The organism is Pseudomonas sp. SMV7 (genome assembly GCF_052041995.1).
GTDB lineage: Bacteria > Pseudomonadota > Gammaproteobacteria > Pseudomonadales > Pseudomonadaceae > Aquipseudomonas.
In genome coordinates, this window is record NZ_JBKGGT010000005.1 from 32,177 (window position 1) to 46,781 (window position 14,605).

A 14,605-nucleotide genomic window follows, 5' to 3' on the forward strand; every position below is an offset into this window, starting at 1 on the left:
TGCAGGGCTGCAGGGTTCTCAGTTGTGCGCGTGCAGCGCCTCGTTCAGCTCGATCGCCGACTTGTGGGTCTTGCACTCCACCGCACCGTTCAGCGAGTTGCGGCGGAACAGCAGGTCGGTCTGGCCGGCCAGGTCGCGGGCCTTGACTACCTTGACCAGCTGGTTGTTCTCGTCCAGCAGGTTCACCTTGGTGCCAGCGGTGATGTACAGGCCGGCCTCGACGGTATTGCGGTCACCCAGCGGGATACCGATACCGGCGTTGGCGCCGATCAGGCAGCCTTCGCCAACCTTGATGACGATGTTGCCGCCACCGGACAGGGTGCCCATGGTCGAGCAGCCGCCGCCCAGGTCGGAACCCTTGCCGACGAACACGCCAGCGGAAACGCGGCCTTCGATCATGCCCGGGCCTTCGGTGCCAGCGTTAAAGTTGACGAAGCCTTCGTGCATGATGGTGGTGCCTTCGCCGATGTAGGCGCCCAGGCGCACACGGGCGGTGTCGGCGATACGCACGCCGGCCGGCACCACGTAGTCGGTCATTTTCGGGAACTTGTCCACCGAGAACACTTCCAGCAGCTCGCCCTTCAGGCGCGCTTCCAGTTGCAGCTCGGCCAGTTCGGCCAGGTCGACTGCGCCCTGGTTGGTCCAGGCCACGTTCGGCAGCAGCGGGAAGATGCCGGCCAGGCTTACACCGTGCGGCTTGACCAGGCGGTGCGACAGCAGGTGCAGCTTGAGGTAGGCCTCCGGAGTCGAGGTCAGTGCAGCGTCTTCGGCCAGCAGGGTGGCGACCAGCGGCTTGTGGCTCTCGGCCAGGCGGGTCAGCAGGGCCGCCTGGGCGGCGTCGATGCCTTTCACCGCCTCGGCCAGTTGGGCGGCCTGGGCAGTGCTGAAGGCGATGGCCTGATTGCCACCTGCATAGCCGAGCAGCGGCGCTACGGCAGCGACCAGTTCTGCGCTCGGGTTGAGCAGTGGTTGTGCGTAGAACACTTCCAGCCAGGCGCCCTGGCGGTTCTGGGAGCCGACACCGAAGGCCAGGCTGAACAGGGTATTGGACATGTGATTACCTCGTGCGAAATAGGGTAGGGGCTCAGGCCAGGGCTGCGGCGTACAGGTCGGGCTTGAAACCGACCAGGGTGCGGGTGCCCAGGTCCAGCACCGGGCGCTTGATCATCGACGGCTGGGCCAGCATCAGTTCGACGGCCCTGGCCTGGTCGAGGTCGGCCTTGCTGGCGTCGTCCAGCTTGCGGAACGTGGTGCCGGCACGGTTGAGGATGACTTCCCAGCCGTGTTCGTTGCACCAGCGGTTCAGGCTGTCACGGTCGATGCCTTGGGTCTTGTAATCGTGGAATTCGTAGGCGACGGCTTTTTCGTCGAGCCAGGTACGCGCTTTTTTCATGGTGTCGCAGGCTTTGATGCCGTAGAGCGTGTAGGTCATTGTGTACATTGAGGCCACAGGCTGCCTCAATTTCTCCGTATTCGAATGTCAGTCGCGGGATTATGCGGGAACCATCCTTTGAGCGCCACGGGGGGCATGCCTTGAGTCTTGTAGTGCCGGTTGGACCGAGCGCCGCGCAGGCAGCGCTCGGTCCAACCGGCACTACAACCGCCAAGGCATGCGCTCCAGCTCCACGTCTCATCATGTTACATATTCATCCCCCACCTGCGACTATCGTGCAGCGGCCTCGCCTCACGCTACCCCGCTAACATATTGTTTCAATGGCGCGCTTTCGCCCCGCTGTCGATTCTGGTTCACAAAGGAAGCCCTACCGGATGCAGTCCGCCTATACCGTCCTCATCCTGCTCACGCTGGTCAGCGTGTCGAAGCTGGTCGGCCGCATGATCCCGCTGCCCTTGCCGTTGGTACAGATCGCCGCCGGTGCCTTGCTGGCCTGGCCGACGCTGGGCCTGCATGTGGCCCTGGACCCCGAACTGTTCCTGTTCCTGTTCCTGCCACCCTTGCTGTTCGCCGACGGTTGGCGCATTCCCAAGCGCGAGCTGTGGCGCATCCGTGGCCCGGTAGTGGCGTTGGCCGTTGGGCTGGTGCTGTTCACCGTGGTCGGGGCCGGTTATTTCATCCACTGGCTGCTGCCTGGCATCCCGCTGCCGGTGGCCTTCGCCCTGGCGGCAGTGTTGTCGCCGACCGACGCCGTGGCGGTGTCGGCCATTGCCCAGGACCGCCTGCCCACCCCGCTGATGCATATGCTGCAAGGCGAGGCCCTGATGAACGATGCGTCCGGCCTGGTGACCTTCAAGTTCGCTCTGGCGGCAGCGATTACCGGGGTGTTCTCGTTGGCCGATGCCAGCTTCAGCTTCGTCCTGGTCGCCCTGGGCGGCCTTGCCGTGGGTGTCGCCCTGAGCTGGCTGATCGGCCGCCTGCGGGCGTGGATGATCGCCCGCGGCTGGGACGACCCGGCCACCCACGTGGTGTTCATGTTGCTGCTGCCGTTCGCCGCCTACGTGCTGGCCGAGCGCCTGGGCGTGTCGGGCATCCTCTCCGCGGTAGCGGCCGGCATGATGCAGAGCTGGCTCGACCTGCTGCCCAGGCAGACCAGCACCCGCCTGCTCAACCGCAGCGTCTGGTCATTGCTGGAGTTCGCCTTCAACGGCCTGATCTTCCTCCTGCTGGGCCTGCAGCTGCCGGACATCATCAAGGCCGTGGTCAGCCACGAAGCCAGCGTCTGGCCGACCCTGGCCTGGCGTTGCCTGGATGTGGTGGCAATCTTTGCAGCGTTGATCCTGCTGCGCTTCATCTGGGTGCAGAGTATCTGGCGCTCGATCGGGGTGGTGCGACGCTGGCGCGGCAAGCCAGCGTTGGTCCTGATGCCCACGGCGCGCTCCTGCTGGCTGCTGACCCTGGGCGGTGTACGCGGAGCAGTCACCCTGGCCGGTGTCATGTCGATCCCGCTGTTGATAGGCGCGGACAAGGTATTCCCAGAGCGTGACCTGCTGATCTTCATCGCCGCCGGGGTGATCCTGCTGTCGCTGATCACCGCCTGTATTGCCCTGCCGCTGCTGCTGCGCGGGGTGACCAAGAGCCCGGACGAGCGCCTGCACCAGGAAGTGCAAGAGGCCTGGCGGCGTACTGCCGAGGCGGCGATCCATGCCCTGGAGGCCGAAGAAGTGATCGACAGCAACGCGCCGCAGGATGCCGCGCAGGCGACCTTGGCCACCGAACTCAAGGCGCGCCTGATGGCGGAATACCGCGATGAACTGGACAGCTACAACGACAGCGCCGAAGCCAAGGCCCTGGCGCAACAGATGGACCTGCTGGAGCGACGCCTGCGCCTGCGTGCGCTGCGGGCACAGCGGCTGGAGCTGTACGACCTGCATCGTCAGCATCTGGTAGGTGACGAGGTGGTGCGGCAGGTGCTGGGCGAGCTGGACTTGAGCGAGGCGAACCTGGGGGCGGTCAAGTAGAGCGAAAGGGGCGCAACGCGCCCCCGGTCGGTCATCGGCTCTGCAGGAATTGGCGAATCCGCTCCGCCGCCTCGATGCACTCGGCCAGCGGCGCGACCAGCGCCATGCGCACGCGCCCGGCACCCGGGTTCACCCCATCCACTTCGCGCGACAGGTACGAGCCCGGTACCACCGTCACATGCTGGGCCGCGAACAGCTCACGGGTGAATTCGGCATCGTCGCCGGGCACCTTGGCCCACAGGTAGAAGCTGCCGTCCGGGCGCTGCACGTCCAGCACCGGCTGCAGGATATCCAGCACGGCATCGTACTTGGCGCGGTACTGGTCGCGGTTCTCGCGTACATGCGCCTCGTCCTGCCAGGCGGCAATGCTGGCCAGTTGGGTTTGTACCGGCATGGCACAGCCATGGTAGGTGCGGTACAGCAGGAACGGCTTGATGATCTCGGCATCCCCGGCGACGAAGCCCGAACGCAGGCCCGGCAGGTTGGAACGCTTGGACAGGCTGTGGAACACCACGCAGCGCTTGAAGTCGCTGCGGCCCAGCTCTGCGCAGGCAGTCAGCAGGCCCGGTGGCGGGGCGTCTTCGTCGAAGTACAGCTCGCTGTAGCACTCGTCGGCGGCGATCACGAAGTCGTGCTGGTCGGCCAGGGCGATCAGCTTTTTCAAAGTGGCCATCGGCACCAGCGCGCCCGTGGGGTTGCCCGGCGAGCACAGGAACAGGATCTGGCAACGCTGCCAGACTTCGGCCGGCACGGCGTCGAAGTCGGGGTTGAAACCGTTGCTTTCCAGGCACGGCAGGTAGTGCGGGGTTGCGCCGGCCAGCAGCGCTGCACCTTCGTAGATCTGGTAGAACGGGTTGGGGCTGACCACCAGGCCGTCATCGGCGCGGTTGACCACGGCCTGGGTGAAGGCGAACAGCGCCTCGCGGGTGCCGTTGACCGGCAGGATGTGGCGCTCGGCGTCCAGCCAGCCGGCCGGGACGCCAAAGCGGCGCTCGCACCACTGGCCGATCGCCTGGCGCAAGCCCGGCAGGCCGATGGTGCTGGGGTATACCGCCAGCTTGTCGAGGTTGTCGGCCATGGCCTGGGCGACGAACGCCGGCGATTCATGCTTCGGCTCACCGATCGACAGGGCGATGGCGCGTTTGTCCGCCGCCGGCTTCACGCTGCCCAGCAGGGCGCGGAGTTTCTCGAACGGGTAGGGCTGAAGCTGGGTCAAGGCATGGTTCATCGGCGCAAGGTCTCGTCAATCGTCTGGTCGTTAAAAGGTCATGCGGGTCGGGCTGGTATCGCTGGCCTGGCCGGCCTGCAGCTGCTGGACAATGGCCTCCTGCAGGCGGCTGCACAGCTGTGGGTCGGACAGCGGCTGGTTGTCGGCGTCGGTGATGAAGAACACGTCTTCCACCCGCTCGCCAAGGGTGGCGATCTTGGCATTCTGCAGCGACAGGTCGAACTCCAGGAAGATCCGCCCCAGCCGGGCCAGCAGGCCTGGGCGGTCCGGCGCGGTGATCTCGAGGATGGTCACTGGCCGCTGGGCATCGTTGAGGATGGTCACCTGCGGCGGGAAGTCGAAGTGCTTGAGCTGGCGCGGCACCCGGCGCTGGATGATGGTCGGGTAGTCCTCGGGGTTGCGCAGCGCTTCGGTCAGGCCGTCGCGAATCTGCTTGACCCGCTGCGGGTTGTCGCCGATCGAGCCGCCATCGTTGTCCAGCACGATATAGGTGTCGAGGGTGAACTGGCTGCTCGAGGTGATGATCCGCGCGTCATGAATGTTCAGGTTCAGTTGCGACATGGCCGCCACCGTCACGGCAAAGAAGTCGTGCTGGTCGGGGGCATAGATGAAGATCTGCGTGCCACCTTCGAATTCGCGCTGGGTGGTTTCCTTGATCAGTACCAGCGGCCCGCCGTCGGCCGGCTGCTGCAGGATCGCGTCACTGTGCCAGGCCACGTCGGCGGCGGTGTGCTTGAGGAAGTAGTCATCGCCCAGCTGCGACCACAATTGCTCGACGTCGTCCGGGTCGGTGCCCTCGCGCACCAGGATATCCAGTGCTGCGGACTGGGTCTGGCGAATCTGCTCCTCGCGGTCCAGCGGGTTTTCCAGGCCACGGCGCAGGGCACGCTTGGTCTCGGTGTACAGCTGGCGCAGCAGGCTGGCGCGCCACGAGTTCCACAGGCTGGGGTTGGTGGCGTTGATGTCGGCCACGGTCAGCACGTAGAGGTAGTCCAGGCGCGTTTCGTCGCCCACGTGCAGGGCAAAGTCGTTGATTACCTGCGGGTCGGACAGGTCCTTGCGCTGGGCGGTGGTCGACATCACCAGGTGGTTCTGCACCAGCCAGGCGATCAGGCGGCTGTCCCAGGCCGGCAACTGGTGGCGTTCGCAGAATTTCTGCGCATCCAGGGCGCCCAGTTCGGAGTGGTCGCCCTGGCGCCCCTTGCCGATGTCGTGGTACAGGCCGGCCAGGTAGATCAGCTCGGGCTTGGGCAGGCGCCCCATGAGCTTGCTGGCCAGCGGGAATTTCTCGGACACCGGCGTGTACTGCAGCTTGCGCAGGTGCTTGATGAGGTTGAGGGTGTGCGCGTCGACCGTATAGATGTGGAACAGGTCATGCTGCATCTGCCCGACGATCAGGCCGAATTCCGGCAGGTAGCGGCCAAGGATGCCGTAGCGGTTCATCCGCCGCAGGTTGCGGTGGATGCCGATTTCGCACTTGAACAGCTCGATGAACAGGCTGGTGTTGCGGATGTCGGTGCGGAAGGTGTCGTCGATCAGGTGCCGATGTTCGCGCAGCAGGCGCACGGTATCGGCGCGCACGCCCTTGATCTCGGGGTGCTGGGCCATCAGCACGAAGATCTCCAGCATGGCGAACGGGGTGCGCTTGAACACGTTCGGCCGGGTGGCTTCTATATAGCCATCATGCAGGCGGAAGCGCGCATTCAACGGCTGGGTGGTGCCGCTGTCGTCATCGGCCAGGATGACCTCTTCGAAGTGCTGGATGATCAGGTCGCACAGCTGGCTGATGCTCATCACCACCCGGTAGTACTGCTGCATGAACTGCTCGATCGCCCGCTTGGGGTTGTCGTCGCTGTAGCCCAGCAGCGCGGCGATGCTGCGCTGGTGGTCGAACAGCAGGCGGTCCTCGGCGCGCCCGGCCAGCATATGCAAGGCGTAGCGCACCTTCCAAAGGAAGTCCTGGGACGAGGCCAGCAGCTCGTTCTCGCTTTCCAGCAAAAAGCCTTCGCCGGCCAGCGCATGCAGGTTGAGGGTGCCGTACTGGCGACGCGCCACCCACAGCACGGTCTGGATGTCGCGCAGGCCACCGGGCGAACCTTTCACGTTGGGTTCAAGGTTGTACTCGGTGTCGTTGTACTTGTGGTGGCGGGCCTTGAGCTCGGCGCGCTTGGCCAGGAAGAAGTCCTTGCTCGGCCACATGTGCCGGGTGTCGGTGACCTCCAGCATGCGCTGGCGCAAGGCCTCGGGACCGGCGATGGTGCGGCTTTCCATCAGGTTGGTGATGACCGTCAGGTCGGCGCGGGCCTGCTCGGCACACTCGTCGACGGTGCGCACGCTCTGGCCCACTTCCAGGCCGATGTCCCACAGCAGGGTGAGAAAGCGCTCGATGGCGTCGCGGTACTGCTCGTGTTCGGCGGCACCCAGCAGGATCAGCAGGTCGATGTCCGAATGCGGGTGCAGCTCGCCGCGCCCGTAGCCGCCAACCGCGACCAGGGCAATGCCGCTGTGGTCGCCCCAGTCGAACTGGTTCCACGCCTGTTGCAGGATATTGTCGACGAGCCAGGCGCGAGCCTCGATCAGCGGGCGGATTTCGCTGCCGCTGCGAAAACGCCGGTCGAGCACCTCGCCGGCCTGGCGGATGGCCTTCTTGAAGGCGGCGATGGGGCTCGCCTTGAGGGCCAGTTCCGCCTGGAACTGGCCGCGGTCGAACAACTCGGGATCCACCTGGGACATCGCGTCAGGTTCCTGTCGAGGGTTGGCCGTTATGAGTGCGTCAGGCCGAGGTGCGCGGGATGGTGTCGTCCTTGCGCAGGGTGAAGATCTCGTAGCCGGTCGCGGTCACCACCAGGGTATGTTCCCACTGGGCCGAAAGCTTGCGGTCCTTGGTGATGGCGGTCCAGCCGTCGCCCAGTACCTTGGTGTCGGCCTTGCCCTGGTTGATCATCGGCTCGATGGTAAAGGTCATGCCTTCCTTCAGCTCCATGCCGGTGCCGGCGCGGCCATAGTGAAGGATCTGCGGCTCCTCGTGGAACACCTTGCCGATACCGTGGCCGCAGAACTCGCGTACCACCGAGAAACCGTTCTTTTCCGCGTGCTTCTGGATCACTTCACCGATGTCGCCCAGGCGGCAGCCCGGCCTGACCAGCTCGATGGCCTTGTACATGCACTCCTGAGTGACCTTGGACAGGCGCTCGGCCCATACCGGCACGGTGCCGACGTGGAACATGCGGCTGGTGTCGCCGTGGTAGCCGTCCTTGATCACGGTGACGTCGATGTTCAGCGTGTCACCGTCCTTGAGCGGCTTGTCGTTGGGGATGCCGTGGCAGACCACATGGTTGATCGAGGTGCAGATCGACTTCGGGTAGCCCTTGTAGTTGAGCGGCGCCGGGATGGCCTGCTGGACGTTGACGATGTAGTCGTGGCACAGGCGGTCCAGCTCTTCGGTGGTGACACCGGGCTTGACGTGTTCCTCGATCATTTCCAGCACTTCGGCGGCCAGGCGGCCGGCGATGCGCATCTTCTCGATGTCTTCTGCAGTCTTGATGGTGACGGTCATTACAGGCTCTCTACAGCGCCGCATGCGGCGCGAACAAACGGGAAAGGCCGGATTCTAGCAGAGCAGGGCGCCGATCGGTCGGGATAAAGACGCTCATGCTGCTGTCTATAGCTGGCATTCTGGCGCGAAAGCCGGGGTGCTGCAAAAACCGCTGACGGACGCAACAGTATCCGGGTTCCGTTCGGCCGCTGTCTGTGGTATAAAATGCGCCGCTTTCGGGGACGACCCCGTCAGCACTTAACCCACACACGTGTCGACACGATGGCCTGGGTGCCCCGAGTTGCAGAATTCGCGGGTTGGTCATTGGGATACGTGGAGGCCCAACCCGACTTATCAAGGAACTATCATGTCCCAAGTCAACATGCGCGATATGCTGAAGGCCGGTGTGCACTTCGGCCACCAGACCCGTTACTGGAACCCGAAAATGGGCAAGTACATTTTCGGCGCGCGCAACAAGATCCACATCGTCAACCTGGAAAAAACCCTGCCGATGTTCAACGACGCCCTGGCGTTCGTAGAGCGCCTGGCCCAGGGCAAGAACAAGATCCTGTTCGTCGGCACCAAGCGTTCCGCTGGCAAGATCGTCGCCGAGCAGGCTGCTCGTTGCGGTTCGCCATACGTTGACCACCGTTGGTTGGGCGGCATGCTGACCAACTACAAGACCATCCGCGCTTCGATCAAGCGTCTGCGCGACCTGGAAACCCAGGCCGAAGACGGCACTTTCGCCAAGCTGACCAAGAAAGAAGCCCTGATGCGCTCCCGCGACCTGGAAAAACTGGATCGCAGCCTGGGCGGTATCAAGGACATGGGCGGTCTGCCTGACGCTCTGTTCGTTATCGACGTTGATCACGAGCGCATCGCGATCACCGAAGCCAACAAACTGGGCATCCCGGTTATCGGCGTTGTCGATACCAACAGCAGCCCGGAAGGTGTTGACTACATCATCCCAGGTAACGATGACGCCATCCGCGCTATCGAGCTGTACATGACTTCGATGGCTGACGCAGTCATCCGTGGCCGCAACAACGTTGCCGGCGGCACCGAAGTTTACGCTGAAGAAGCGGCTGCACCTGCTGCCGAGTAATTAGACGCTAGCGTCGACTTGGCACGCAAAAAGGGGGCTCTGCCCCCTTTTTGCCACCTTGAAATCCTGCTGTCAGCATCGGCCCCGCATCATGGGCCTTGCTGAGATAGACACAGTGGATTTGCAGAATTGAACGCCCGTGAGCAACGGGTGGAATGGTTGAAAAACTTTCCAAGAGGATTTTGAAATGGCAGCAATTACTGCAGCGCTGGTCAAAGAACTGCGCGAGCGTACCGGCGAAGGCATGATGGATTGCAAGAAGGCCCTGGAAAAGGCCGGCGGCGACATCGAGAAAGCCATTGACGACATGCGTGCCTCGGGCGCCATCAAGGCCGCCAAGAAGGCTGGCAACGTCGCTGCTGAAGGCGCTATCGCGGTCAAGACCGACGGTAAATCCGCCGTCCTGCTGGAAGTGAACTCGCAGACCGACTTCCTGGCCCTGCAAGACGACTTCAAGGCTTTCGTAGCCGACAGCATCGAAGAAGCCTTCGCCCAGAAGCTGACCGACGCCGCTCCGCTGATCGCATCGCGTGAAGCTGCGCGTGAAGCGCTGGTCGCCAAGTGCGGCGAAAACGTCAACATCCGTCGCCTGGTGCGCGTTGAAGGTGACGTGGTCGGTGCCTACCTGCACGGCAACAAGATCGGCGCTGCCGTTGTCCTGAAAGGCGGCGACGTCGAGCTGGCCAAGAACATCGCCATGCACGTTGCCGCTTCGAACCCAGAGTTCCTGCTGCCGTCGGAAGTTTCGGCCGAAGCCATCGAGCGCGAGAAGGGCGTCTTCCTGCAACTGAACGCTGACAAGATCGCCGGCAAGCCGGAAAACATCGTCGAGAACATGATCAAGGGTCGTATCTCGAAGTTCCTGGCCGAAGCCTCGCTGGTCGAGCAGGCCTTCGTCATGAACCCGGAAGTCAAGGTTGGCGAGCTGGCCAAGAAAGCCGGTGCTGAAATCGTTTCCTTCACCTACTTCAAGGTCGGCGAAGGCATCGAGAAGCCAGTCGACAACTTCGCTGAAGAAGTTGCCGCCCAGGTCGCTGCTGCCAAGCAGTAAGACAGCCCCGTCTGTCGCCCCGAAGAGGCTGCCCGCTCACGCGCGCAGCCTCTTTGTCAAAACGGAGAGGGGTTTATCCGACTCTCTCTTCGCTGGCACCGAAGCGGTGCCACGCTACAGTTAGCAGGCTGAAAACAGCCCGCACGAATTTTCTAAAAGTACGCCGCAGGAGAGACTCGCAATGGCTCAGCAGGTGAGTGGTCGCCAACCTCGCTATAAACGCATTTTGCTCAAACTTAGCGGCGAGGCCCTGATGGGCTCGGAAGACTTCGGGATCGACCCGAAGGTGCTGGATCGCATGGCCCTCGAAGTTGGCCAGCTGGTAGGGATCGGGGTCCAGGTCGGCCTGGTGATCGGCGGTGGCAACCTGTTCCGCGGTGCCGCGCTCAGCGCAGCCGGCATGGACCGTGTCACCGGTGACCACATGGGCATGCTGGCCACCGTGATGAACGGCCTGGCCATGCGCGACGCGCTGGAGCGCTCGAACATCCCGGCCCTGGTCATGTCGGCCATTTCCATGGTCGGCGTCACCGATCATTACGATCGTCGCAAAGCTATTCGCCACCTCAACTCCGGGGATGTGGTAATTTTCTCCGCCGGTACCGGCAACCCGTTCTTCACCACCGACTCCGCGGCCTGCCTGCGCGCCATCGAAATCGATGCCGACGTGGTGCTGAAGGCGACCAAGGTCGATGGTGTGTACACTGCCGATCCATTCAAGGACCCGCACGCCGAGAAGTTCGATCACCTGACCTACGACGAGGTGCTGGATCGCAAGCTGGGTGTGATGGACCTGACCGCAATCTGCCTGTGCCGTGACCACAAGATGCCATTGCGGGTATTCAACATGAACAAGCCTGGCGCCCTGCTGAACATCGTGGTGGGTGGCGCTGAAGGCACTCTGATCGAGGAAGGCCAAGCATGATCAACGACATCAAGAAAGACGCGCAGGAGCGCATGACCAAGTCCCTCGAGGCCCTGGGTCGCAACCTGGCGGCAATCCGTACCGGTCGCGCGCACCCAAGCATCCTGGACAGCGTCAAGGTCCCGGCCTGGGGCAGCGAGATGCCGCTGAACCAGGTGGCCGCGATCACCGTCGAAGATGCCCGCACCCTGAAGATCGTCGCCCACGACAAGAACCTCAGCGCTGCCATCGAGAAGGCCATCCTCACCTCCGACCTGGGCCTGAACCCGTCCAGCGCCGGTACCACCATTCGCGTGCCGATGCCGGCCCTGACCGAGGAAACCCGCAAGGGCTACACCAAGCAGGCCAGCGGCGTTGCCGAGGATGCCAAGGTCGCTGTGCGCAACGTGCGCCGCGATGCCCTGGCCGAGCTGAAGAAGCTGACCAAGGACAAGGAGATCAGCGAAGACGAAGAGCGTCGTGCCGCTGACGAGATCCAGAAGCTGACCGACAAGTTCGTTGCCGAAGTCGATGCCGCCTTCAAAGCCAAGGAAAAGGACCTGATGGCCGTCTAAGGCCGGGGTTTTTTAATGGAAAAGACCAAGCCAGCGGTGCCGCCCTCGGTGCCGCGTCATGTCGCGATCATCATGGATGGCAACAACCGCTGGGCGAAAAAGCGCCTGCTGCCCGGCGTTGCCGGGCACAAGGCGGGTGTCGACGCCGTTCGCGCGGTCATCGAGGTGTGTGCAGAATCCGGGGTCGAGGTGCTGACCCTGTTCGCGTTCTCCAGCGAAAACTGGCAGCGCCCCGCCGAAGAGGTCGGTGCGCTGATGGAGCTGTTCTTCTCGGCCTTGCGCCGCGAGGCCAGGCGCCTGAACGAGAACAACATCAGCCTGCGTATCATCGGTGACCGTTCGCGTTTCCATCCGGAGCTGCAGGCTGCCATGCGCGAGGCCGAGGCGCTGACTGCCGGCAACAACCGTTTCATCCTGCAGATCGCGGCCAACTACGGTGGCCAGTGGGACATCGCCCAGGCTGCCCAGCGGCTGGCGCGCGAAGTGCAAGCCGGGCACCTGCGCCCGGAGGACATCACCCCGGGCCTGTTGCAGACCTGCCTGGCAACCGGCGAACTGCCGCTGCCGGACCTGTGCATCCGCACCGGTGGTGAGCACCGCATCAGCAATTTCCTGCTGTGGCAGCTGGCCTATGCCGAGCTGTACTTCTCCGACCTGTACTGGCCGGATTTCAAACACGAGGCCATGCGCAATGCCCTGGCCGATTTCGCTTCGCGCCAGCGCCGCTTCGGTAAGACCAGCGAGCAGGTCGAGGCTGGAGCTCGTGCTTAATGCTTAAACAACGCATCATTACCGCGCTGATCCTGCTGCCGATCGCGCTGGGTGGCTTCTTCCTGCTCAATGGCGGGGATTTCGCCCTGTTCATCGGCTTTGTGGTAACCCTCGGCGCCTGGGAGTGGGCACGCCTGGCCGGGCTCATGGCCCAACCGCTGCGTATCGCCTATGCCGCGGTGGTCGCCGGAGCGCTGATGCTGCTGTATATCCTGCCCGAGCTGGCGCCCTGGGTGCTGGGCGCTGCGGTGATCTGGTGGGGGCTGGCCACCTGGCTGGTGCTGACCTACCCGCGCAGCAGCGAACTGTGGGCCAGTGCTGCCTGCCGCCTGCTGATCGGCCTGCTGGTGTTGCTGCCGGCCTGGCAGGGGCTGGTGCTGCTCAAGCACTGGTCGCTGGGTAACTGGCTGATCCTCTCGGTCATGGTGCTGGTGTGGGCCGCCGATATCGGTGCGTATTTCTCCGGTCGTGCCTTCGGCAAGCGCAAGCTGGCCCCGCAGGTCAGTCCGGGCAAGAGCTGGGAAGGCGTGTATGGTGGCCTGGCGGTCAGCCTGGCCATCACCGTGGTGGTCGGCATCGGCCGCGACTGGAGCGTCGGCCAGATCCTGCTGGGCCTGCTCGGCGCCGCGCTGGTGGTCATGTCGTCGGTAATCGGTGACCTGACCGAGAGCATGTTCAAGCGCCGCTCCGGCATCAAGGACAGCAGCAACCTGCTGCCCGGTCATGGCGGGGTGCTGGATCGCATCGACAGCCTGACGGCCGCCATCCCGATTTTCGCCGTGCTGTTGTGGGCTGCGGAATGGGGTGTGATGTGAGCCGTCCGCAGCGCATTACCGTGCTCGGCGCCACTGGCTCCATCGGCCTGAGCACGCTGGATGTCATCGCGCGCCATCCTGACCGCTATCAGGTGTTCGCCCTGAGCGGCTATTCGCGTATCGACGAGTTGCTGGCCCTGTGTCTGCGCCATCGCCCGGCGTTTGCCGTGGTGCCGGTGGCCGAGGCGGCCGTGCGCCTGCGCGAAGGCCTGGCTGCGGCGGGTTGCGCCACCGAAGTGCTGGAAGGCGAGGGCGGGCTGTGCCAGGTGGCTTGCGCGGCGGAAGTCGACGCCGTGATGGCGGCCATTGTCGGAGCTGCCGGCTTGCGTCCCACCCTGGCCGCGGTCGAGGCGGGCAAGAAGGTGCTGCTGGCCAACAAGGAGGCGCTGGTGATGTCCGGCGCGCTGTTCATGGACGCGGTGCGCCGCAGTGGCGCTGTGCTGCTGCCGATCGACAGCGAGCACAACGCGATCTTCCAGTGCATGCCTGGTGACTATGCGCGTGGCCTGAATGCCGTCGGCGTGCGCCGGATCCTGCTGACCGCCTCGGGTGGCCCGTTCCGCGAAACGCCCGTCGAGGCGCTGCTGGATGTCACCCCGGAGCAAGCCTGCGCGCACCCCAACTGGTCCATGGGGCGCAAGATTTCGGTGGATTCCGCCAGCATGATGAACAAGGGCCTGGAGCTGATCGAGGCCTGCTGGCTGTTCGATGCGGCACCGGCCAAGGTCGAGGTGGTGGTGCATCCGCAAAGCGTGATCCACTCCCTGGTGGACTACGTGGACGGCTCGGTACTGGCGCAGCTGGGTAACCCGGACATGCGCACGCCGATTGCCAACGCCCTGGCCTGGCCCGAGCGGATCGACTCCGGGGTGGCCCCGCTGGACCTGTTCGCCATCGCCCGTCTGGATTTCCAGGCGCCCGACGAACAGCGCTTCCCTTGCCTGCGCCTGGCGCGGCAGGCTGCCGAGGCCGGCAACAGCGCGCCAGCTGTGCTCAATGCCGCCAACGAAGTTGCGGTCGAGGCATTTCTCCAGCGGCGTATCCGTTTCCCGGAGATCGCGGGTATGATCGAACAGGTGCTCGATCAGGAGCCCGTCGTGCCGCTGCCTTCGCTGGACGCGGTGTTCGCCGCCGACCAGCGCGCCCGGGAGCTTTCCCGTGAATGGCTGAGGCGCCACGCTCGCTGATGCAGGCCCACCACGGTTCA

13 protein-coding genes are annotated in these 14,605 nt (G+C 64.1%); 8 read left to right on the forward strand and 5 right to left on the reverse strand.

Annotation, left to right across the window (positions count from 1 at the left end; translation table 11 throughout):
• Positions 1-18 precede the first annotated feature (18 nt).
• Complete coding sequence (gene dapD, locus ACLEJP_RS07940; RefSeq protein WP_440805343.1) at positions 19-1,053, reverse strand: 2,3,4,5-tetrahydropyridine-2,6-dicarboxylate N-succinyltransferase; 1,035 nt, start codon at positions 1,051-1,053, stop codon at positions 19-21.
• 31 nt (positions 1,054-1,084) lie between these two features.
• Positions 1,085-1,432 (reverse strand): ArsC family reductase, encoded by a 348-nt coding sequence (locus tag ACLEJP_RS07945; RefSeq protein ID WP_440805345.1) that lies wholly within the window; start codon positions 1,430-1,432, stop codon positions 1,085-1,087.
• A gap of 335 nt (positions 1,433-1,767) precedes the next feature.
• Between ACLEJP_RS07945 and ACLEJP_RS07950 the strand changes: the two genes are divergently transcribed.
• Positions 1,768-3,414 (forward strand): Na+/H+ antiporter, encoded by a 1,647-nt coding sequence (locus ACLEJP_RS07950; RefSeq protein ID WP_440805347.1) that lies wholly within the window; start codon positions 1,768-1,770, stop codon positions 3,412-3,414.
• A 31-nt stretch (positions 3,415-3,445) separates the two neighbouring features.
• On the opposite strand, the gene dapC is transcribed toward ACLEJP_RS07950, so the two are convergent.
• From dapC to map, 3 genes are read right to left on the reverse strand one after another with little or no spacing between them, the layout of a single operon-like run.
• On the reverse strand, positions 3,446-4,642 hold the full coding sequence (gene dapC, locus ACLEJP_RS07955; RefSeq protein WP_440805350.1) for a succinyldiaminopimelate transaminase: 1,197 nt from the start codon (positions 4,640-4,642) through the stop codon (positions 3,446-3,448).
• A gap of 30 nt (positions 4,643-4,672) precedes the next feature.
• A complete protein-coding gene (locus tag ACLEJP_RS07960) occupies positions 4,673-7,375 on the reverse strand; it encodes a [protein-PII] uridylyltransferase (protein ID WP_440805352.1) in 2,703 nt (900 codons plus the stop codon).
• A gap of 40 nt (positions 7,376-7,415) precedes the next feature.
• Positions 7,416-8,198, reverse strand: coding sequence for a type I methionyl aminopeptidase (gene map, locus ACLEJP_RS07965; protein WP_087501394.1), 783 nt, complete (start codon positions 8,196-8,198; stop codon positions 7,416-7,418).
• Positions 8,199-8,544: 346 nt separating this feature from the next.
• Between map and rpsB the strand changes: the two genes are divergently transcribed.
• The 7 genes from rpsB to ispC all read left to right on the forward strand — a co-directional run bounded on the left by rpsB (position 8,545) and on the right by ispC (position 14,585).
• Positions 8,545-9,282, forward strand: coding sequence for a 30S ribosomal protein S2 (rpsB, locus tag ACLEJP_RS07970; protein ID WP_046616139.1), 738 nt, complete (start codon positions 8,545-8,547; stop codon positions 9,280-9,282).
• Positions 9,283-9,469: 187 nt separating this feature from the next.
• Positions 9,470-10,333 carry a translation elongation factor Ts gene (tsf, locus tag ACLEJP_RS07975; protein ID WP_225776613.1) on the forward strand — a complete coding sequence of 288 codons (864 nt, stop codon included), beginning with the start codon at positions 9,470-9,472 and terminating at the stop codon, positions 10,331-10,333.
• A 181-nt stretch (positions 10,334-10,514) separates the two neighbouring features.
• On the forward strand, positions 10,515-11,258 hold the full coding sequence (gene pyrH, locus ACLEJP_RS07980; protein WP_003252294.1) for a UMP kinase: 744 nt from the start codon (positions 10,515-10,517) through the stop codon (positions 11,256-11,258).
• Positions 11,255-11,812, forward strand: coding sequence for a ribosome recycling factor (gene frr, locus ACLEJP_RS07985; protein ID WP_186679220.1), 558 nt, complete (start codon positions 11,255-11,257; stop codon positions 11,810-11,812). The genes pyrH and frr overlap by 4 nt, the downstream gene beginning before the upstream one ends.
• 15 nt (positions 11,813-11,827) lie before the next feature.
• The gene (gene uppS, locus ACLEJP_RS07990; RefSeq protein ID WP_225776614.1) at positions 11,828-12,583 is read left to right on the forward strand and encodes a polyprenyl diphosphate synthase; all 756 of its coding nucleotides are present in this window, start codon (positions 11,828-11,830) and stop codon (positions 12,581-12,583) included.
• Positions 12,583-13,398: a phosphatidate cytidylyltransferase gene (locus tag ACLEJP_RS07995; RefSeq protein WP_440805355.1), complete on the forward strand. Its 816-nt coding sequence runs from the start codon at positions 12,583-12,585 to the stop codon at positions 13,396-13,398. Before uppS ends, ACLEJP_RS07995 begins: the two co-directional genes overlap by 1 nt.
• Positions 13,395-14,585, forward strand: coding sequence for a 1-deoxy-D-xylulose-5-phosphate reductoisomerase (ispC, locus tag ACLEJP_RS08000; RefSeq protein WP_440805357.1), 1,191 nt, complete (start codon positions 13,395-13,397; stop codon positions 14,583-14,585). The genes ACLEJP_RS07995 and ispC overlap by 4 nt, the downstream gene beginning before the upstream one ends.
• Positions 14,586-14,605: the final 20 nt, after the last annotated feature.